The sequence below is a fragment of the Cohnella nanjingensis genome (assembly GCF_014212125.1).
Taxonomy (GTDB): domain Bacteria; phylum Bacillota; class Bacilli; order Paenibacillales; family Paenibacillaceae; genus Cohnella; species Cohnella nanjingensis.
Genome location: NZ_JACJVP010000045.1, coordinates 25,730 through 45,290, shown reverse-complemented (window position 1 = coordinate 45,290; position 19,561 = coordinate 25,730). Strand labels below are relative to the sequence as shown.

At 62.7% G+C, this 19,561-nt stretch carries 19 protein-coding genes; 3 read left to right on the top strand and 16 right to left on the bottom strand.

Annotated features, from left to right (window positions below; all coding sequences use genetic code 11):
• The 6 genes from H7C19_RS26695 to H7C19_RS26670 all read right to left on the bottom strand — a co-directional run bounded on the left by H7C19_RS26695 (position 1) and on the right by H7C19_RS26670 (position 6,867).
• Positions 1–513: an adenine phosphoribosyltransferase gene (locus tag H7C19_RS26695; RefSeq protein WP_185672140.1), complete on the bottom strand. Its 513-nt coding sequence runs from the start codon at positions 511–513 to the stop codon at positions 1–3.
• Positions 514–584: 71 nt separating this feature from the next.
• Positions 585–2,999 carry a single-stranded-DNA-specific exonuclease RecJ gene (recJ, locus tag H7C19_RS26690; protein ID WP_185672139.1) on the bottom strand — a complete coding sequence of 805 codons (2,415 nt, stop codon included), beginning with the start codon at positions 2,997–2,999 and terminating at the stop codon, positions 585–587.
• Between the two features lie 190 nt (positions 3,000–3,189).
• Positions 3,190–4,125: a cation diffusion facilitator family transporter gene (locus tag H7C19_RS26685; protein WP_185672138.1), complete on the bottom strand. Its 936-nt coding sequence runs from the start codon at positions 4,123–4,125 to the stop codon at positions 3,190–3,192.
• 28 nt (positions 4,126–4,153) lie between these two features.
• Positions 4,154–5,062, bottom strand: a complete 909-nt coding sequence (gene secF, locus H7C19_RS26680; RefSeq protein WP_185672137.1) for a protein translocase subunit SecF — start codon at positions 5,060–5,062, stop codon at positions 4,154–4,156.
• Positions 5,052–6,314, bottom strand: a complete 1,263-nt coding sequence (secD, locus tag H7C19_RS26675) for a protein translocase subunit SecD (RefSeq protein WP_185672136.1) — start codon at positions 6,312–6,314, stop codon at positions 5,052–5,054. Before secD ends, secF begins: the two co-directional genes overlap by 11 nt.
• Positions 6,315–6,594: 280 nt before the next feature.
• Positions 6,595–6,867, bottom strand: coding sequence for a post-transcriptional regulator (locus tag H7C19_RS26670; RefSeq protein ID WP_313732010.1), 273 nt, complete (start codon positions 6,865–6,867; stop codon positions 6,595–6,597).
• Positions 6,868–7,056: 189 nt separating this feature from the next.
• Here H7C19_RS26670 and spoVB point away from each other — a divergent pair, with 189 nt between their 5' ends.
• A complete protein-coding gene (gene spoVB / locus H7C19_RS26665) occupies positions 7,057–8,637 on the top strand; it encodes a stage V sporulation protein B (RefSeq protein WP_185672135.1) in 1,581 nt (526 codons plus the stop codon).
• Here spoVB and H7C19_RS26660 read toward each other — a convergent pair whose 3' ends face one another.
• Complete coding sequence (locus H7C19_RS26660) at positions 8,638–9,408, bottom strand: YetF domain-containing protein (RefSeq protein ID WP_313732009.1); 771 nt, start codon at positions 9,406–9,408, stop codon at positions 8,638–8,640.
• A 182-nt stretch (positions 9,409–9,590) separates the two neighbouring features.
• Between H7C19_RS26660 and H7C19_RS26655 the strand changes: the two genes are divergently transcribed.
• Positions 9,591–10,004 carry a TIGR04086 family membrane protein gene (locus H7C19_RS26655; protein WP_185672134.1) on the top strand — a complete coding sequence of 138 codons (414 nt, stop codon included), beginning with the start codon at positions 9,591–9,593 and terminating at the stop codon, positions 10,002–10,004.
• A gap of 119 nt (positions 10,005–10,123) precedes the next feature.
• On the opposite strand, the gene H7C19_RS26650 is transcribed toward H7C19_RS26655, so the two are convergent.
• Positions 10,124–10,861, bottom strand: a complete 738-nt coding sequence (locus tag H7C19_RS26650) for an MBL fold metallo-hydrolase (protein WP_185672133.1) — start codon at positions 10,859–10,861, stop codon at positions 10,124–10,126.
• A 238-nt stretch (positions 10,862–11,099) separates the two neighbouring features.
• Between H7C19_RS26650 and H7C19_RS26645 the strand changes: the two genes are divergently transcribed.
• On the top strand, positions 11,100–11,936 hold the full coding sequence (locus H7C19_RS26645) for a phosphatase PAP2 family protein (protein ID WP_246469823.1): 837 nt from the start codon (positions 11,100–11,102) through the stop codon (positions 11,934–11,936).
• Between the two features lie 97 nt (positions 11,937–12,033).
• Here H7C19_RS26645 and yajC read toward each other — a convergent pair whose 3' ends face one another.
• Genes yajC through ruvC form a run of 8 tightly spaced genes read right to left on the bottom strand, consistent with a single transcriptional unit; the run spans position 12,034 to position 19,292 of the window.
• Positions 12,034–12,351, bottom strand: coding sequence for a preprotein translocase subunit YajC (gene yajC / locus H7C19_RS26640; RefSeq protein ID WP_185672131.1), 318 nt, complete (start codon positions 12,349–12,351; stop codon positions 12,034–12,036).
• 18 nt (positions 12,352–12,369) lie between these two features.
• On the bottom strand, positions 12,370–13,506 hold the full coding sequence (tgt, locus tag H7C19_RS26635; protein ID WP_185672130.1) for a tRNA guanosine(34) transglycosylase Tgt: 1,137 nt from the start codon (positions 13,504–13,506) through the stop codon (positions 12,370–12,372).
• A gap of 21 nt (positions 13,507–13,527) precedes the next feature.
• Positions 13,528–14,589 carry a tRNA preQ1(34) S-adenosylmethionine ribosyltransferase-isomerase QueA gene (gene queA, locus H7C19_RS26630; RefSeq protein WP_185672129.1) on the bottom strand — a complete coding sequence of 354 codons (1,062 nt, stop codon included), beginning with the start codon at positions 14,587–14,589 and terminating at the stop codon, positions 13,528–13,530.
• A complete protein-coding gene (locus H7C19_RS26625) occupies positions 14,586–16,682 on the bottom strand; it encodes a SpoIID/LytB domain-containing protein (protein WP_185672128.1) in 2,097 nt (698 codons plus the stop codon). Before H7C19_RS26625 ends, queA begins: the two co-directional genes overlap by 4 nt.
• On the bottom strand, positions 16,682–17,137 hold the full coding sequence (locus H7C19_RS26620) for a thiol-disulfide oxidoreductase DCC family protein (RefSeq protein ID WP_185672127.1): 456 nt from the start codon (positions 17,135–17,137) through the stop codon (positions 16,682–16,684). The genes H7C19_RS26625 and H7C19_RS26620 overlap by 1 nt, the downstream gene beginning before the upstream one ends.
• Entirely contained in the window at positions 17,134–18,138 is a 1,005-nt protein-coding gene (gene ruvB / locus H7C19_RS26615; RefSeq protein ID WP_185672126.1) for a Holliday junction branch migration DNA helicase RuvB, read from the bottom strand. The genes H7C19_RS26620 and ruvB overlap by 4 nt, the downstream gene beginning before the upstream one ends.
• A gap of 30 nt (positions 18,139–18,168) precedes the next feature.
• Positions 18,169–18,792, bottom strand: a complete 624-nt coding sequence (gene ruvA, locus H7C19_RS26610) for a Holliday junction branch migration protein RuvA (protein ID WP_185672125.1) — start codon at positions 18,790–18,792, stop codon at positions 18,169–18,171.
• Complete coding sequence (gene ruvC / locus H7C19_RS26605) at positions 18,789–19,292, bottom strand: crossover junction endodeoxyribonuclease RuvC (protein WP_185672124.1); 504 nt, start codon at positions 19,290–19,292, stop codon at positions 18,789–18,791. The genes ruvA and ruvC overlap by 4 nt, the downstream gene beginning before the upstream one ends.
• Positions 19,293–19,561: the final 269 nt, after the last annotated feature.

The window sequence follows — 19,561 nt, the reverse complement described above, 5'->3', positions numbered from 1 at the left end:
TTAATAGGTAACCAGAGACACGACGTCGATGCCGTTCAGCTTCTCGCGTCCGTTCAAATAGCCGAGCTCGATCAGGAAAGCCGCTCCGGCAATCTCGCCGCCGAGCTGGTTCAGAAGGTTGATCGTCGTCGCGATCGTACCGCCCGTCGCCAGCAGGTCGTCCGCGATGAGCACCTTCTGTCCGGGCAGAATCGCATCCTTGTGCACGGCCAGTTTGTCTTTGCCGTACTCCAGGTCATATCCGGCCTCGACGGTCTCCCCCGGGAGCTTGCCGGACTTGCGGATCGGGACGAAGCCGACGCCGAGCGCCAGCGCCAGCGGAGCGCCGACGACGAAGCCGCGCGCTTCCGGACCCGCCACGACGTCGATGTCCCATCCTTGGACCCGTTCCTTCAGCGCGTCGATCGCCGCCTGATATACCTTGCCGTTATTGAGCAGCGTCGTGATATCCTTGAACCGGATGCCCGGCTGCGGGAAATCGGGTATGACGCGAATATAATCTTTGAAATCCATGAGATGCGATCCTCTCCTCCAAATGACTGTACGAAATGCATTATACACTTGTTCCCGCCGTCATGCTACGCTTAAGCGTTCGCCAGTTGACGCAGCCAAGCTTGCAGATTCGGGAAGCTCATCTCCGCCAAAGCTGCGGCTTCGGCCCGCCGCTGCGCCTTGCGGTAGCGTTCGGATTCGTCGAGCGGCCGGCGGGGCGGGTTCGCGACGACCTGCACGGAAGACCGGTTCATCTTCAAAAATCCGAGCTCGTCGAAAATCTCCTGCATCATCCGCACCGCGGCGAGCGGCCAGCCCGTCCGGTCGGCCACCTGTCGCAGGAAGCCGTCCGGCGCGTCGATCCAATTCGACTGGCGGCGGAACATGGCGTAAACCTCGCCGAATTGTTCCCGCGTCGGCAGGGCGAATCGCGCCGCATCTTCGGCTGCGCTCCGGCTATCCTCGACGAACAGATGAATCTCTTCGAGCGGGGCGCAGCCCTGCAGCGCCAGACGCAGTCCGTCCAGCGCTTCCGCCCCGTCAGGCAGGCCGACGAGCGCGAGTCTCGCGCCGCCGCTCCCGCGCGCGTAGGGCGGCGTCTCTTCCGCTTGTTCCGCCTTGCGGGACGCGAACTGTTCGCCTTCCGCGTAGAGCGCGGCGCCGCTCGTTCCGACCGCGGCCTTCTCGAGGCGCGCGATCGCCTGCCCTGAGGCGCTCAAGACGAACAGCGGCGCCGCGTCCGCCAGCGCGCGGACGGCTTCCACCCAGTCGCGCTCCTGCCTGCGGTCGAGCACGGGCAGCGAGGCGGGACGCCAGTCTTGCAGCATGAACTGCACGCGGCGGCTGCCGTTCCATTCGTTGATCGCCAGCTCTCCCAGCACGTCGACCGTACCGCTCCCGCCGAGCCTGCCGGCCTCCTCGCCGAACCCGAACCCGACCGCTTCGATCCGCCGGCCGCTCTGGGCGAGCAGCGCGCGCAGATGCTTGCCTTCCTTGCCCATCGACTTGGCATCGGCGACCGCCGCTTCCCGCAGGACGAGCCGGGGCGTCGGATTGCCGTTGCCGTAAGGCTCCAGGGCGGTCAACTGCTCGGCCGCCTCGAGCGTCAGCTCCGAGGCCTCGCAGAGGAGGTCGGCTTTTTTCTTCGGCGTCCAATCTTCGGGCGACAGCCATGCCTCCGCCAATGCCGCCAGCTTCGTCTCGAGCGACGGGACCCGGTCCATGCGGATCGTCATCCCCGCCGCCGCCTGGTGACCGCCGAAGTGCTCCATCTCGTCCGCGCATTCGCGCAGCGCGGCGTACAGATCGAAGCCGTCGATCGAGCGGGCCGAACCTTTGCACTTCCCGGTCTCGGGATCGTGCGCCAGGATGACCGTCGGCCGATAGTACCGCTCGACCAGCTTCGAGGCGACGAGACCGGCGATGCCGGCATTCCACCCTTCGCCGGCCAGCACGATGACGGGGAGCGGCATCCCGCCGTTCGCCGCTACGCGCCACTGCCAAGCCGCTTCCGCTTCCAACAGGGTGTCGTCGACGAGCTGCTGCCGCTCCTGGTTCAGCTGATCGAGCGAGAGCGCGAGGCGTTCGGCCTCTTCGTCGTCCTCCGCGACGAGGAGCCGCACCGCGCCGTCGGCCTCGGCCAGGCGCCCGCCCGCATTCAGACGGGGCGCGAGCCCGAAGGCGATCCGGCCGCTGGAGAGCCGGCCCGGCTCGGCGCCGCAGACCGCGGAGAGCGCCTTGACGCCCGGCGACGGGCGCCGGTTCATCTCGGCCAGCCCCAGCTTCACGATCGCGCGGTTCTCCCCGGTCAGCGGCATCAAGTCCGCGACGATGCCGATGGCCGCGAGATCGGCCAGACTGAGATCGGGCTCGCCGAGCAGCGCGTGCGCCAGCTTGAACGCGACGCCGGCGCCGGACAGTCCCTTGAACGGATATGTACAATCGGGCTGCTTCGGATTGACCAAAGCCACCGCCGCGTCGGGCAGCGTCGGCGGCGCCTCGTGATGGTCCGTCACGACGACGTCGATGCCCCTCTCCTTCGCGTAGGCGATCTGATCGACCGCGCTGATCCCGTTGTCCACGGTGATCAGCAGCTGCACGCCCGCCTCGGCCGCCAGATCGATCGCCCCGACGTTCAGGCCGTAGCCTTCCCGGCTGCGATGCGGAATATAGGTGTCGAATCGGGCGCCGAGCTTGCGGAGCAGCCGCGTCATGAGCGCGGTCGAGGTGACGCCGTCCGCGTCGTAATCGCCGTACACCCGGATGTGCTCGCCCTCGTCGATCGCCCGGCGGATGCGCGCGGCCGCGGCCGCCATCCCTTTCATCAAGAACGGATCGTGGAACTGTTCCGGCCCCGCCGAGAGGAAGCTTCTGGCCGCCTCCGGCTCCGTCAGGCCGCGCGCGACGAGCAGCCGGCCAACCAGGGGCGGCACGCCGATCGCGGCCGCAAGGCCGGCGGCCGCTCGCTCGTCCGCCTCCGATATCGTCCAACGGTATTTCTGCCTCAAGACGTCTCCTCCTCACCTCATAATAACGCTGATCGTGCCCGCAAGCCCGCATGCGAGTCTTCGTTCGCTCTCCCGCCCCGGGCTTGCAGCCCCTTGCAAACAACAACTCCGCCTGGCGGCGGAGTGTGCGAATGGCGATTACGCGTTCCCGACGACGGGGACGCCGCCGGCAAGCGGCGGCGTCCGTTCGTCATTGGAGCAGCGTGGAGACCTCTTCTTCGTGATGATTGGATTTGTACGGATACCCGGGATCGTAAGGCTCCACATGGATGCTCGCATCCGACACGTGCAGGAACCGCTTCGTCAGCTGCCGCCGCACCCGGAGCGCGATATCGTGGCCTTCGAATACCGTAATCCGGGGATTGACCCGAATGACGACCTCGACGATGACGTAATGACCTTGCTCTCTGGCTCTCAGCTCGTCGACCGCGACGACGCCGTCGACCCGCTGTACCGCCTCCAGCAGCGTCTGCACATCCACTTCGTCCTTCCCCCGGCGCTCCGCGGCCCGGATGGCCGAGGACGCTTGGCGGAAGCCCATGCGGATGACGAACACGCCGACGACGAGTCCGGCTGCGGGATCGAGCACGTACAGGACGGGCATGTCGAGCAGGCCGCCGGTGACGGCGCCTGCCGTGCCGACGAGCGCCGTCAGCGAGGCGAACACGTCGGAGCGGTCGGCGCGCGTCGTCTCCGTCCGGATGCCGAGCTTGGCGTCATGCCGACGTTTGTAGCGCACGAGGCCTTCCCGTACGCCCATGCCCGCCGCGATGACGACGACCGCGCCCCATCCCGGCGCCCGGTCCTCGCCGGACGCGATCGCGCGCAGCGACGACAGTCCCATTTCGAGCCCCGCGAGCAGCAAGAGCGCCGACAGCACGACGGCGATGACCGCTTCGGACGATTGGCGGTCTTCCGCCGCGCGAACGGGACGGCCGGCTCCCCGCAGCTGCATGTAAGAAGTTGCCGCGCCGGCAAAGTCCGCCGCGGAGTGGCAAGCATCCGCCATGAGCGCCTTGCTGCCGGTGAGCCAACCCGCCGCGGCCTTGCAGACCGACAGCCCGAGCAGTCCCCAGAGGGATACCTTGACGCCGTGCTCGACGTGAACGGTCCGATATTCCGTCATTCAAAATCCACCTCTTATCGTTGCCGGATCAAGTGGCGGTTTGCGCCTTGACCGGCTTGTTCGGCTTCGCTCTCCGCTTCATCCAGAACCACAGCGGGCTCGCGATGAAGATGGAAGAGTACGCGCCGCTGATCAGACCGAAGATCATGGCAAGGGAGAACATCTTGATCGATTCGCTGCCGAAGATGTACAAGCACAGGGCGGCGAATGCGACCGTGACGACGGTGTTGATGGAACGGGTTAGCGTCTGCAGAATACTGTCGTTGACGACCTTCGCGAGATCCGCTTCGGACTTGATCTTGGCGAAGCGCAGGTTCTCGCGGATCCGGTCGAAGATAACGACGGTATCGTTGATCGAGTAGCCGATGATCGTCAGCACCGCTACGATGAACGGCAGGTTGACTTCCAGCCGGAAGATCGAGAACAGCGTGATGACGATAAAGGCGTCATAGAGCAGCGCGATGACCGAGGCCAGCGCGAACCGCCATTCGAAGCGGATGGCGATGTAGATGATAATGCCGAGGCTGGCGATCAGGATACCCCGCAGCGCGTTGACCTGCTGCTCCTTGGCGATATCTACGTCTACGATGTTTTTCTCGAATGACGCTTTCTCGTCGAACTGCTTCTTGAAGTCGTTCTCCAGCTTCGCTTGCTCTACCTCGGTCAACGCGTGCTTGAACCGGACGGAGATGCGCTCGGCGGCGATCGTCGGCGTATAGTCGCCTAAGTTCTCGTCTTGAAGGAATTGCTTGACCTTGGCATCGTCCACCGGTTTGGTGACGCTGATGTCGACCGAGGTGCCCGCTTGGAAGTCGATCCCGTAATTGAGCCCGAAGATGGAGAGCGAGAGGATCCCGACCAGCACGATGACGATGGACGCCACCATGAAGGGCTTACTCCACTTCATGAAGTCGAAGTCATGGAACTTATAGCGCACGGATCTCACTCTCCTTTACGCCATAATAGGAAATTTTGTTGAACTTGCCGCTCTTCACGATCAGATGCATGAAGAAGCGCGGCAGGAAGATGTTCGTCAGGATGTTAAGGATGATACTCGCCAGCAGCACGACGGCGAAGCCTTTGACGGAGCCTTGGCCGATGAAGTACAGCACGCCCCCGGCGATGATGTTCGTAATGTGGGCGTCGATGATCGTGCGGAAGCTGTTCTTGTTCCCCGCGCGGAGCGAGGAAGGGATGCTCTTGCCGGTCCGAATCTCGTCCTTGATCCGCTCGGCCGTGATGATGTTCGAGTCGACGGCGATCCCGATTCCGAGCACGAACGCGGCGATGCCGGGCAGCGTCAAGGTCGCGTGCATGAGCCAGAATACGGCAAGCAGGAGCCAGACGAACACGATCAGACAGATGTTCGCTACGAGGCCGGGCAGCCGATAAAAGATCAGCATGAAGAGCAAGATCATGACGGAAGCGATGCCGCCCGCGAGCAGCGTCTCCTCCAGCGATTTCTGTCCCAGCGTCGCCCCGACGCTCTGCGTGTACTTCTCGGTCAGCTTCAGCGGAAGGGCTCCGAGGTTGATCGTATCGGCGAGCGCCTTCGCGGCAGCCGGCGTCGACTGACCCGAGATGACGGCATTGCCGTCCGTGAAGGTCGACTGGACGACCGGATCGGAGAGCAGATCTTCGTCCAGGTAGATCGCCAGCCGCTGCTTTGGAACTGAGCTTGAAAGGCGCGAGGAGATCTCTTCGAACTTCTTCTTGTCCTTCACCTTGATCGCGACGAGAGGCTCACGCAGGTTATTGTACTCCACCTTGGCGGCACCCTCGACGAACTCGTTGCCGTTCAATTCGATCTTGCAGTAGTCCGTATCCGACTTGCAGCCTTCCGCGCTTCGGAAGGTTAAGCTTGCGGGCTTTTTCAGCATCGTGCGAACCTCTTCCTCGTTCGCTGCCCCCGCAATCTTGACGCGGATCCGATTCTTACCTTCGGTCGTAACTTCAGGCTCCGTAATTCCTGTACTGTTGACGCGCTTCTCGATGCTCTCCGCCGTCTTGATCAGAGAGTCCTTGGAGACTTGGCCTTCGCCCGACAGCGGGGAAGCTTCATACAAAATCTCAAAGCCGCCTTTCAAATCGAGCCCGAGCTTGGTCTCGTGCAGCAATCCGGGGCTAGTCCATGCGATAACCCCGAACGATACGAGTACCACGAGCACGAAAGCGAGCATACGGTTCATGTTGTAATGCCGACCCCTTTCGATTCTCAATGTTCCTATTATACCTACGCGCTCAAAAGGAAGTCAATTTGTCGAAAAACCCGGGAACGCCCCGAAAACAGGCCGACAAGCCTGCCTTTCGGGCGCCTCGGGCGCGATTGATTTCCTTCGCCGGCGAACCGGAACGCGCAGCGCGGCGCCGGTCGGGACAGATCAAAAAGCCGGTCCCGCAAGTCTTCGACTCTCGCAGGCCGGCCGCCGTTAACGGGGCGGAGCGCCGCTGGACGGCTTCGCGTCCGGACTAGCGCCGCTTCTCCCCTCGGTACATGCTCAAGGTGATGAAGTTCATGAACTGCGTCACCTTCAGAGATAAAATATCGTTCACGATCGCGTGCAGCGGAGGGGTGCCGTTCTTGTGGTACTTGTCGCTGACGCACTCCCATACGTCCGGTCCGCTCACTTGATCGTACCCGATCAGCCGGAACTCCTCCGCTTTGCTCTCGCAGAGTTGCTCGATCGTCCGGTCCAACTCCGCTGCCTCGATCGTCCGTTCTTCATCTTCCCGGTCTGTCACGCGCTTGTTCCTCCTCTCGTTGCCGCCGCGATCGCCGATTGCCGGTTCGCATCCATGCTTCGGACTATATGACTTCTCCGCCTTCTCCCGATATTCCTGCACGTTCCCGCGCGAATTCGGACCCTGCTTGTCATGAGGCCGGACAAACCTCGCATAAGCTGTGAAATAAGCCTGTACCCAAAAAGAGGGATGACCGTGTCCGTTCGCAAACAAACCTTCATCCAAGGGGCCATGATCCTCCTGGCCGCGGGGTTAGTCAATCGCCTGCTGGGATTCGTCCCGCGCATCGCGCTGCCCCGCCTGATCGGCGCCGAAGGCGTCGGTCTCATTCAGCTGGTCTTCCCGTTCCTGATCGTGCTGCTCACCGTGATCACCGGCGGTCTGCCGCTGGCGGTCGCCAAGATGGTCGCGGAGGCCGACTCCCGCGGCCGGTCGGGCGAAGCGCGCAAAGTGCTGCGCATCGCCATGTCGATCGCGCTGGCGGTCAGCGTCACCGCCGCGGTCGCTTGCCTCGTCCTGGCCGATTGGATCTCGTCCAGCGTGATGACGGACGCGCGGGTCCATCTCGCCTTCCTCGCCATCATCCCCGTGCTCCCGCTCGTGGCCGTATCGTCGGTCTGGCGCGGATATTTCCAGGGCAAGCAGAACATGATCCCGACTGCCATCTCTCAGACGGTCGAGACGATCGTCCGAATCGTACTTACGCTTACGCTCGCCTACCTGCTGCTGCCTTACGGACTCGAAGCTGCCGCCGCCGGCGCCATGATCGGGACGGGCGCGGGCGAGTTGGCAGGCCTCCTCGTCCTGTGGACGCAGGTTCGGCGAGAACCGAGCGGCCGCTCGGAGACCGCCGGTGACGGGTCGGACGCCGGCCAAGCCGACGCTGCCGCCTCTCGGAAGCTATCCCGCGGGCTGCTCGGGTTGGCGCTGCCCGTGACGGGCAGCCGGATGATCGGATCGCTCTCCTACCTGCTCGAGTCGATCCTCACGACGCGGAGCCTCGTGCTCGCCGGCTTGACGGGTGCGGCCGCCACGGCGCAGTACGGCGCCTTGCAGGGCATGGCGATCCCCTTGATCCTCCTGCCCGGCACGCTTACGTTCTCGCTCGCCACCTCGCTCGTGCCCTCTCTCTCCGAAGCCGCCGCCAAGAACGACTGGGCCGCCATCCAGAAGCGGCTGCATCAATCCATGCGGCTCGCGGTCGTGACCGGCGCGCCGTTCGTCGTCCTGATGGCGCTGTTCGCCGATCCGCTCTGCGCGATGCTCTATAACGACGCATCGGTCGGGACGATGCTCGGCTGGCTCGCGCCCGTCGCCGTCTTCCTCTATATGCAAGCCCCGCTACAAGCCGCGCTGCAAGCGCTGAACCGACCCGGCACGGCGCTATTCAACACGTTCGCGGGCGCGATGGTCAAGCTCGTGCTGATCATCCAGCTGGCGTCGCGCCCGGAGCTCGGCATCAAGGGCGCGGTGATCGCGATCTCGGTGAATATGGCGCTCGTCACGCTGCTGCATTGGATCAGCGTCGCTCGCTTGACGGGTTTCCGCCTCTTGCCGACGGACTTCCTGAAGGTGGGGGCGGCGATGATCGTGATGGGGGCGGTCGCGCTGTGGATTTGGAACCAAGACCTGCTGCCGGGGCAGGCATTCGATCTGACCGCCGCCTCGCTCGCCGCCATCGTCGTCTACCTGCTCATTTTGATCGCATTCAAGCTGATCGACCGCCATGACGTCGCCCGTGTGCCGATCCTGGGCCGCCTGTTCCGGTAATTACCGCTTCCGGTCGACGTAGAGCTTGCCCCGATGGTCGATGCTGCAGAAAAAAACTTGCCTGACGTCCTTAACCCCCCGCTGCCGCAGCTCTTGCTTCAGCCATAAGAGATTCTTGCCCGCCTTGCCCAGGTTCTCCTCCTGCACTTCGCCGTCGAGGATAAGCGGCAGCGGCAGCAATTCGAAGCGGACGCGCGGCGGATCCGGCGGAACTTCCTTCGCGGCGTCGCCGCGCTCCGGTCCGGCAGCCGACTCCCTATCGCGCGTGGAGAAAGCGCCGTTCTCCGATCGGTCAGATGCTTCTTCGTCGCTCGCAGGCTCGCGGTCTCTGGGCAACACGGACAGCTTGCCGCTGGATTCGAGGACGGCCAGCTCCACTTGGCCGACGTTGTCTACCTTGTTCTCGCGAAGCTGCATCAGCAGGTCGTCCAGGCTGTAGCGCTGCCGCTTCATCTCTTCCCAGTTCAGATGGCCGCGGCTGATGATGACGCTGGGCTGACCGTCGAACCACAGGCGCAAGCGGCGGCTCTTCAAGGTGAAGCGGGAGATCGTCAACTGGATGAGGACGAGCAACGCCATCGGCGCGAGCGTGGCCCAGAGCGCGCGGTCGGGACTTTCGATGGAGATGACCGCGATCTCGGCCAGCATGATGGAGATTACCATATCGAAGACGGACAGCTTGCCGATCTCGCGCTTGCCCATCAATCTTAAGATGAGGAACACGAAGAAGTACATCAGCAGCGTGCGCGACAGAATCGCCGCCAGTTCCACGAGAGGTCCCTCCCCTGTCTTCTCTTCTCGCCAAGGTCGTGCATGCGATTGTAGTGTCACCGCCCTTATTCGCGCTCATGCAACGCCACGATGCGGAAAAAATGGCAAACCGTCTTGTACTACCCGTCCGAACAAGCCCATACAATGTACAAAATGCTTTTTACGTGAAGGAGTGCATGCCGATGAATCCGATTCCGCGCGTCTCTGGCTTCCGCATTACCTCCCCCTTGCTGTCCGGCATCGTCTGGTCGATCATCTGGCTGGGCGCAGGCACGCTTCTGCTGTCTCTCATGCTCTATAGCTCGTCATTGTCCGAATCCAACGTCCTGCCTTGGGTCTACGGCACCCACGGCGCGGCTTCGCTCGCGGGCGGCTTCACCTCGGCTCGGCGTTCCGGCAAGCGCGGATGGTATATCGGCGCCATGACGGGTTTGCTCTACGTCATCTTGGTGGTCATTATCGGCTTCCTGTCCCAGGACATCGACTGGTCCTCCCGCATTCCGCTGCTCGCGCTCGTCACGCTGCTCGCCGGCGCGTTCGGGGGCATGCTGGGCGTGAACACGGGGAGCTCCTCTTCTGCCGGCGGCAAAAGATAAGGCCGTCACGAAGGGTCCGATTCAACAAGCAGCGGCGGATGACGACATGACCTCATGTCGTCGCCCGCCGCTGTTTTTTTCATCAAGCGATCTCCTGCGCTTGTCGCAAGCGGGACCACTCAAGACGTATAGGCATGAATGAGATGCCGAAGCGCTTGCCTCACGTCGCCGCGGAATAAGCCTCCATGATAACAAATGATCTGATCTATGTCGTACTCGAGCAAGCGCTGAACGGATCGGACCGCCTCTCCCAAATCCCAAGCAAAGGAAGCATTGGCGATATTCAATCGGCCTTGTTCGATGACGACCGCGTCTCCTGCGATTAACGTCTTGCTGGCAGGGAGATACAACGACATATGTCCAGGCAAATGTCCCGGCGTGTGAACGATGTCGATGCCGCCGCACCAAGGGAGCCGCTCGCCGTGGCAGACCGTCCGATCGACTGGAACCGGCTCGATCGACGCAACAAGTCGTATAAACTGTTCCGCTTGCGGCTTGGCTTCATCCGGCAATGCGTCAAAAGTAGATTCCGCCTGTTGCAGACGCAACGCCTTTTTCGTCCCATCGATATACGGCGTGTCCAGCTCATGCGCGATGATTTCGATATGCGGGTACGCCCGCTTCAAGGCAGCGAGCGAACCGATATGGTCCATATCATGATGCGTGACGATCAACTTGGTAATGGATTCAAGCGGAACCTTATACCGCTTAGCCGCCTCTCCAAGCAAAGGCAGAAAATCGGGATAACCGCAGTCGATCAGAATCGTTTCGCTTGCATCTTGAAGAAGGGTCGGGCAGATGGCTTGTTTTTGTCCGTTATAGTCATACGTGATCTCGAGTACATGATAGCTTGTCATCTCTGCACCTCTTCCATCCAGTCAAACGGTTGATGTTCATAAAGCTATCGTACTCGGTTTCAATCCGGCTATTCAAGAAAAATGCTCGAGTTCGGGAATTTCTGGCGTTCGCACCCCAAATTTCATGACGAAGCGCCTCCCGACCGTTGCGATATACTAGGCTGCCGCAATTTAGGGCATATTGCAACTAGAGAAAGCTAATCTTAGGGGGACGTAAGGATTGATTGTCATACACTCCATGACGACGATCTCGGCGCTTACGGCCGTCGCCGTCGCTTTGCTGACCTGGCTCGGCTCAGGGCGCGGGCCGCTCTCGGCCGCCGGCACGTGGCTGCGCACGCTCGTCGCGTCGCCGAGATATTTGACGTTCTTTTTGGCCATGCTGGCCATTCTCCTGCTTAACAAGTACGAGCTGCAGCTGGAGGCGCTCTTTCCCGAGCCACGGGATCTGACCGCCGCGCTGACCGGGTGGGAAGGCGCTTGGCAAGGCCGGCTGCAGCGGCTGCTGGAATCGCCCGCGCTCACGCGGATCTGCGCCTTGTTCTATCTCGTGCTCTTTCAATCGTTCATGATCGCTTCGATCGCGATCTATACGTGCGCCCGGAACAAGAGGCTGTACTATGCGTTCTGCACGGCCCTGCTGCTCAACTATCTGGTCGCGATGCCGTTCTTCCTGCTCATCCCGGTGAACGAAGCCTGGCTAGCCGCGCCGCAGATTCGATTCCTGGTGCCGGACGTCTACCCCGAATTCGAGACGCAATACCGGCGGCTGTCCGGTCTCGACAATTGCTTCCCCAGCCTGCACACTTCGATCTCCGTGACGACGGCGCTGCTCGCGTCCCGGTCGGGCAATCGGCGTTGGGCGACGCTGGCTTGGATCCATGCGGGCGTCATCCTGTTCTCGATCTTCTACCTCGGCATCCATTGGGCGACCGATATGCTGGCCGGTCTCGCTTTAGCCTTTGCGGCTGCCGCGATCGGCTGGACGGTCGGCGGGTGGGCGAACCGAGCTGACTTGCCGGAGGAGGACCGCGCGCTGCGGGCGAAGATCGTCTCTTCCCGTTCCACCGGCTAATCGTCCGGAAACGCACAAAAAAAGGCTGTCCTCTCCCCTCTAACTTTGGGGTAAGGGCAGCCTTCTTGGCGTTTCGCGCCGGTAAAATCCCTGGAGATTAAGCCTCTCCTTCGGTCTTCTCCGTGGAGCGCGCCGTGACGTTGTTGATCGCGGAACGTTCGAACGTCAGCTTCGTCACGTCGTTGACCTTCAGCACGATCGTGTCGTCGGTGATCTGGTCGATCGACCCGTGGAGACCGCCGATCGTCGTCACCTTATCCCCTTTTTTGAGGGCCCGAAGCATGGAGTTGCGGTCTTTGGATTTCTTCTGTTGCGGGCGAATCAGCAGGAAGTAGAAGATGACGAACATGAGCACGAACGGCAACAACGTCACCAACAAGTTGCTTCCGCCTCCGCTTTCAGCCAAATATTGCATTGAATATCCCCCCTTTCGTTAGAATCCACTTTCGTTATGGGCCATGCCGTATTTCTCGAAGAATTCGTCGCGGAAGTCGCCCAAACGGTCATCCCGGATGGCTTGTCTGACTTGCGACATCAGATGGACGAGGAAATGCAGATTGTGAATCGTCGTCAGCCGCAGTCCGAACATCTCGTCGGCGCGGATCAAATGGCGAATGTAGGCGCGGGAATAGTTCCGGCAAGCGTAGCAATCGCATTCGGGATCGATCGGACCGAAGTCCTCCGCGAACTTGGCGTTCTTGACGACCAGCCGTCCTTGGCTCGTCATCGTCGTGCCGTTGCGGGCGATCCGGGTCGGCAGGACGCAGTCGAACATGTCGACGCCGCGGATGCTGCCTTCCACGAGCGCGTCCGGCGATCCGACGCCCATGAGATAGCGGGGCTTGCGACTCGGCAGCAGCGGAACGGTATGTTCCAGCACCTCGTACATGATCTCTTTGGATTCGCCTACGCTCAGACCCCCAATAGCATACCCCGGAAAATCCAGGGAAGTCAAATCCGCCGCGCTCTGCGCGCGCAGGTCTTTGTGCATGCCGCCCTGGACGATGGCGAACAGCCCCTGGTCGTTCGGACGGGCGTGCGCCTTCAGGCAGCGTTCCGCCCAGCGGCTCGTCCGCTCGGTGGATTGCTTGACGTATTCGTACTCGGCCGGGTACGGCGGGCACTCGTCGAACGCCATCATGATATCCGAGCCGAGCGCGTTCTGCACGCCCGTCGCGACTTCGGGGGAGAGGAACAGCTTGTCGCCGTTCAGGTGGGAACGGAACGTTACGCCCTCTTCCGTGATCTTGCGCATCTCGGCGAGCGAAAACACCTGAAAGCCGCCGCTGTCCGTAAGGATCGGACGGTCCCAATTCATCATCTTGTGCAGACCGCCCGCCGCGCGGACGAGTTCATGGCCCGGCCGGAGGAACAGATGGTATGTGTTGCTTAGGATGATCTGCGCGTTCAGTTCCTTTAGCTCTTCGGGGCTGATGCCCTTCACGGTCGCTTGCGTCCCGACGGGCATAAATGTCGGGGTGTCGATGACGCCGTGAGGCGTATGCACGCGGCCCAAGCGCGCGCCCGTCTGGGCGCAGGTCTTGATCAATTCGTATCGAATGGCGGACATGGTACGGGTATCGATCCCTTCTTAGGTGATGAACATGGCGTCGCCGAAGCTGAAGAAACGGTATTCGCGGCCGACCGCCTCGCGATAAGCCGACAGCGTCGCTTCGCGTCCGGCCAGCGCGCTGACGAGCATGACCAGCGTCGACTTCGGCAGATGGAAGTTCGTGAGCAGCGCGCTCACGAGCCGGAAGGCGTAGCCCGGGTAGATGAAGATGTCCGTCCATCCGCTGCAGGCTTCGATCTTCCCGTCTCCGAACCGTCCGCCGATCGTCTCGAGCGTCCGCGCCGAAGTGGTGCCGACCGCGACGACGCGCCCGCCTTCCGACCGCGCCCGGTTCAGCAGCTCCGCGCTCTCGGGACTGACGGAGTACCACTCCTCGTGCATCCGATGCTCCAGTACGTTCTCGACCGCGACGGGCCGGAACGTGCCCAGGCCGACATGCAGCGTCACGCGGCAGATTCGGACGCCCCATGCTGCGAGCTCTTCCAGGAAGCCGTCCGTAAAATGAAGCCCCGCGGTAGGCGCCGCGGCGGACCCTTCATGTCGGGCATATACGGTCTGATACCGATCCCGATCGTCTAATCTTTCCTTTATATAGGGAGGCAGCGGCATCTCGCCGAGCCGGTCCAGCAATTCGTTGAAGATGCCCTCATAGGCAAAGCGGATGAGCCTGGCGCCCATCTCGCCTTCTTCTTCTACGGTTGCCGTAAGCAATGGTTTCATCTTTTCCGAAGATTCGGGATCGGAGCCGCCGAAGGACAACGTCGTTCCTTTGCGGATCTTCTTGCCAGGACGGACGAGCGCTTCCCAGACGTCGCCTTCGACGTTTTTGAGGAGCAGCAGCTCGACCTTGGCGCCCGTATCGGCCTTCGTCCCGAACAACCTGGCGGGAATCACCTTCGTATCGTTCAAGACCAGCGTATCGCCGGGCTGCAGATATTCCTTCAAATCTCGAAAGGAGCGGTGTTCGACCGCTCCGTTGTCCCGGTGCAGGACGAGCAGACGCGAAGCCGTCCGGTCGGACAGCGGAGTCTGCGCGATCAGCCGCTCCGGCAATTCAAAGTCATAATCGCTTACGTTCATCCGTTGCCATCCTTCTCCAGCGCTACGTTCTTGTAATAGTATTTCAGAATCGTTTGATAGTCATACCCTTGGTCGGCCATCGCCTTGGCGCCCCATTGCGACATGCCCAACCCGTGGCCGTAACCCTTGCCGCTAATGATGAACTGCGGCTGCGACGTCACGGCACGGACTTGGCCGTTCCCGCTCAAGACCAGCGCGTTGCCCGCGTCGAACGAACGCGTGCTGCCGTTCGCGCCCAGCACCTGGAGCGGACCCGATTGGACGGGCAGCTCCCGCTTGGCGCCGTTTGCGCCCAGCACGGTGAAGCGGCCGGTCTCTTCGATCTGGAACAGCGTGCTCTTAATGCCGCCCAGCGCGCTGCGGAGGTTGTCGCCGGTCGTCGCGACGGGATTGCCGTTCGCCGCCAGCCGGATTGCCCTGCCGGACGCTCCGCTCTCGGACACCTCCAGCGTCTGGAGCGGACCTTGAATTTTGTTGCCGGCCCCGAGCTTGCCGTTGAGGGTCGTCAGCAGCTGCTCCCCTGTATACGGCCCTTCGATCCAGCTGTAATTCGTATATTCCGGCACTTTGTCCAGCAGGACGACTGTCGTTCCTGTGCTGACGCGCGCGATCGGATTGACGTCGTTCTGAACGAGCGGAATCTTACGGATCGCCACGTCGCTAGCCGTTACCTGCAGCACTTTTAGGCCCGCGGCGTTCTTCTGCCCCTGATCGGCGGCCATGTCGCTGCGGATATATCCGACCTCGCCGGTATCGAGCGCGACCCGGTACCAATCCGGCTTGCCTTGCTGCGGCCCGTCGTCCGGACTCTGCGCCGCGCTGGCAAGGTAAGGCGTCGCGTTGCCCCAGATCTCGACGGGATCGGCCGTAATGCCGCCCGCGTTGGCGGAGAAGACGGCGTTGATGATCTTCCCGCCGGAAGTCATGACTTCGCCCGCCGTCGCCTGCACGCCCGCGATGGAGCCCGGATTCTCCGCGGAGATCCCGTTGTAGGCTTGACTATAGGTCGAATCGACGACCTGCGCGACCTGATACTGATTGCCCATGGACAGCGCATAGGAGCGCGCGGCTACGGCCTGCGCCTTCTGCGCTTCGACCGGCCAAGTCGCGGGGACTTCCGTCCCGACGACGGCGTACAAATATTGCTCGAGGCCGACGACGTTCACGACGGCCAGGTTGTTGTTCAGCACGCTGATCTCCATGCCGCCGCGATAGGTGCGCTTGCTGCGCTCGACGACTTGGATCGCCGTATCGCCGGCCGGAGCGGCCAGCAGCGCGCCGTCGGCGCCCGCCGGCATCGCGTACAGCGGTACCGCCGCGCCGGAAGCGCTCGCCGTGACGTCGTTGCGAATGACCGCGTACGGGTCGTTCGGGGAAGGCCTGCTTACGGAGAAGCCGGCTGCGGACGCCTCTTGGAGGAGGCTGCTCTGTTCCCCGGCGTCGGCGGCTTGTCCGATTCGGACGACATAGTCGACGCCGCCCGGGGCAGGCTTAACCGCCGCGAACGCGTCCAGGCCGACGTTCCCGATCTGCTCGGCCGCGGCCGCCGCTTCGGAGAGACTGGCATACGGGCCCGCTTCGACGGCGAACGGTCCGCCGACGAAGGCCGGCGTCAGCGTTGCGGCGCCGCCTGCGACGCCGGCGCTCGTCCACTTCGAGAGCGCCGACTTGGCGAGCGCCGCCGTCGCGAAGCCGCCCTCGTACACTTGATAAACCGTCTTTCCTTTCTTGCTCAGCTTGGTGATGAACCCCGCCTTGGAGGAGGCTTGGATCTTCTTCAGCGCGTTCGTGGCCGCGGCCTGATCCGACGTCTCGAGGACCACGGCCCGGTAGCCGTCCACGGCGAAGCGGGCCGTGCCGCCCGGCGCGGAGAAGGACCCGCCGGCTCCCCAAGACATGGACAGGCCGCCCGCGGATACGAGCGTCACGGACGGCGTCGTGGCTTGATACTTCGTTCCTAAATCCAGAAAAAGTGCGACGCGGATCTGGTCGGGGACCGAGACGGCTCCGTAGACGGGTGCGCTGGCCGTCGTCAAGGCGAGCGCCGCGAGCATCGCGGCGGCGAGCCGCTTGCGGCGGTGGATCAAAGTCATTATGTATTCCCTCCGTCGTTCCGTTTAGTCTCCGGCGGCCGGCAAACGCCGTCCGCGCAGGTAGGGGTCTTGCCGAACAAACGATAGCGATATCTGGCGATGCGCTTGTACAGCGCGCGGCTGACATTCCTCATGCCGGGCAGGCTTCCCAGGACGCCCAGCCAGCGCAGCGACGGCACGTCCCGCAGCAGCCGCATGACGGCTTCCGAGCCGCCGTATACGCCGCCTGCCTCGTCCGTCACGTGAAGCTGGGCGGCCAGCCGGTCTTCGGGCACGTCCGCGATCGCCGGCCAAGCCGCCGTCGAACCGTCCGCGAGCGATTGGAGCGTCACGTACCGGATCTCCGAATTCGTGCGCAGCCGCTTCAGCTTGGCGACGGTGGCCAGACACAGGTTGCACTCGCCGTCGTAGACGACGGTCAACTCGGATCGCCGCGCGGCGCCTTCCGGTCTCAAGGCTGCTCCGGAACGGGAAGTCCCAGATGCCGATAGGCGGCGTGCGTGACGATGCGCCCCCGGGGCGTCCGCTGCAGGAAGCCGATCTGCATCAGGTACGGCTCGTACACGTCCTCGATCGTCTGGCTCTCCTCGCCGATCGAGGCGGCGATCGTGTCCACGCCGACAGGTCCCCCGCGGAAGCTCTGGATCATCGCGTGCAGCATCTTGTGGTCGATCGCGTCGAGCCCCATCGGATCGACCTGGATGCGCTCGAGCGCTTCGCGCGCCAACTGCTCGGTGATGATGCCGTCTCCGCGCACTTGGGCGTGGTCGCGCACCCGCTTCAGCAGCCGGTTCGCGATCCGCGGCGTCCCCCGGGCGCGCCGCGCGATCTCCCGCGACGCTTCGCCGAGAATGCCGACGTTCAGCAGATCCGACGTCCGGGAGACGATGTACGCCAGCTCGTCCTCCGTATAGAACTCCAACCGGTTCACGACGCCGAACCGGTCGCGCAGCGGCGCGGACAGCAGTCCCGCCCGGGTCGTCGCGCCGATCAGCGTGAACTTCGGCAGGTCGAGCCGGACGGAACGGGCGCTGGGCCCTTTGCCGATGACGAAGTCCAACGCGAAGTCCTCCATCGCGGGATACAGCACTTCCTCGACCGTGCGGTGCAGGCGGTGAATCTCGTCGATGAACAGCACGTCGTTCTCCTGCAGGTTCGACAGGATCGCCGCCAGGTCGCCCGGACGTTCGATCGCCGGACCGCTGGTCGTGCGGATGCTGACGCCCAGCTCGTTGGCGATAATATTGGACAGCGTCGTCTTGCCCAGGCCGGGCGGCCCGTACAGCAGGACATGGTCGAGCGCCTCCTGGCGCAGCTTCGCCGCTTCGATATAGATCTTCATATTTTCCTTGACTTGCGCTTGGCCGATATACTCCGCCAGGTACCGCGGGCGCAGGCTGAATTCCGCCTGCCCGTCCTCTACCATCAAATGAGCGGTCACGATCCGGTCTTCCACCCGTACGGCCCCCTCTCCCGCTCCCATTCGTTAACCTTGGAACAACTGCTGCAGCGCCATCTTCATCAGCGCGTCCGGCGACTCGTCGGGCTTGACCTTGTCCCGGAGCGCGAGCCAGGCGCGATCCAGCTCCGCGTCCCGATAGCCGAGTCCGGCGAGCGCCTCGCGAGCCGTCGTCCAGGACGAGGATTCCTCCTCCGCCATCATGAGCTGGCTCGCCGGAGCCACGAGCGAGATGCCGTGCATCCGGTCGTCGTATGCGCCGAGCTTGTCCTTCAAGTCGAGGATCATCCGCTGGGCCGTCTTCTTCCCGATGCCCGGGAGCTTGGTCAGGAACGTCAGGTTCTCCTGCTGGATCGCGGCGGCGACCGTCTCCGGCCGACCGCCCGCAAGCACGCCGAGCGCCACCCGGGGCCCGATGCCGGATACGTCCAGCAGCTTGCGGAACAGTCCCTGCTCCTCCCGCGTGGTGAATCCGAACAGCTGGATCGCGTCCTCGCGGACGTGATGATGAATGAATAATTGCACCGGCTCTTCGCTCCGGGCAAGCGCGTACGGATTGGGCGTGAACACCCGATACCCGATATCGCGCACGTCCAGCACGACGTACTCCATCTCAATATGGGCTACGCGCCCCTTCAGATAATCGATCAAGATCGCGTCACTCCGTTCATTCTCTCGTTCAACCCGACGGAGTGCGCATGACAGATCGCCACGGCGAGCGCGTCGGCCACGTCGTCAGGCTTCGGCACGGCGGACAGCTTCAGCAGCCGCTTGACCATCTCCTGCACTTGCTTCTTCTCCGCGCCGCCGTAACCGACGACCGCCTGCTTCACCTGCATCGGCGTATACTCGCCGATCGGAATGCCGCGCTGCGCCGCCGCCAGCAGCAGGACGCCGCGGGCCTGTCCGACGCTGAACGCGTTGGTGACGTTCTTGTTGAAGAAAAGCTTCTCCACCGCGATCGTCTCCGGCCGGTATTGGTCCAGCAGTTGGCAGGACGCTTCGTATATCTGAACCAGGCGCTGGTCCTGCGCCGTGTGGGCGGCCGTCTGGATGCTCCCATATTGCACGGGGACGAGACGGTGCCCGATCTTGTCCACGAATCCGAATCCCATAATCGCGATGCCGGGGTCGATACCCAATACGCGCATGCAGAACCCCGCTCTCTTGTTATCGAATCAAACAGCCTACTTGATTATACCAAATGATCGTAGGGATGAGAACAGAAACCGAACACGGCGGCCAACTAATCCTGCGAACCGGCATGCAGCAGGATTGGGAGTGCGAATTGGCGAATGGCGAGTGGACAAGCGAGATTCTATGAGTCTACTTTGGCGGCTGGCAGGAAAAAGGGCGCTGGGCAAGCTGGGGCGCCGAATGTGCGGAAATAATTTACCTACATTTGCGGAAGGTGTGTTGG

What these genes read in the sequence shown, in the direction of transcription:
- H7C19_RS26645 (WP_246469823.1), top strand. Translation starts at nt 11,100, where the DNA reads ATGACGACGATCTCGGCGCTTACGGCCGTCGCCGTCGCTTTGCTGACC.
- spoVB (WP_185672135.1), top strand. Translation starts at nt 7,057, where the DNA reads ATGACCGTGTCCGTTCGCAAACAAACCTTCATCCAAGGGGCCATGATC.
- H7C19_RS26625 (WP_185672128.1), bottom strand. Translation starts at nt 16,682, where the DNA reads ATGACTTTGATCCACCGCCGCAAGCGGCTCGCCGCCGCGATGCTCGCG.
- H7C19_RS26650 (WP_185672133.1), bottom strand. Translation starts at nt 10,861, where the DNA reads ATGACAAGCTATCATGTACTCGAGATCACGTATGACTATAACGGACAA.
- ruvC (WP_185672124.1), bottom strand. Translation starts at nt 19,292, where the DNA reads ATGCGCGTATTGGGTATCGACCCCGGCATCGCGATTATGGGATTCGGA.
- H7C19_RS26655 (WP_185672134.1), top strand. Translation starts at nt 9,591, where the DNA reads ATGAATCCGATTCCGCGCGTCTCTGGCTTCCGCATTACCTCCCCCTTG.
- secD (WP_185672136.1), bottom strand. Translation starts at nt 6,314, where the DNA reads ATGAACCGTATGCTCGCTTTCGTGCTCGTGGTACTCGTATCGTTCGGG.
- H7C19_RS26695 (WP_185672140.1), bottom strand. Translation starts at nt 513, where the DNA reads ATGGATTTCAAAGATTATATTCGCGTCATACCCGATTTCCCGCAGCCG.
- yajC (WP_185672131.1), bottom strand. Translation starts at nt 12,351, where the DNA reads ATGCAATATTTGGCTGAAAGCGGAGGCGGAAGCAACTTGTTGGTGACG.
- queA (WP_185672129.1), bottom strand. Translation starts at nt 14,589, where the DNA reads ATGAACGTAAGCGATTATGACTTTGAATTGCCGGAGCGGCTGATCGCG.
- H7C19_RS26685 (WP_185672138.1), bottom strand. Translation starts at nt 4,125, where the DNA reads ATGACGGAATATCGGACCGTTCACGTCGAGCACGGCGTCAAGGTATCC.
- tgt (WP_185672130.1), bottom strand. Translation starts at nt 13,506, where the DNA reads ATGTCCGCCATTCGATACGAATTGATCAAGACCTGCGCCCAGACGGGC.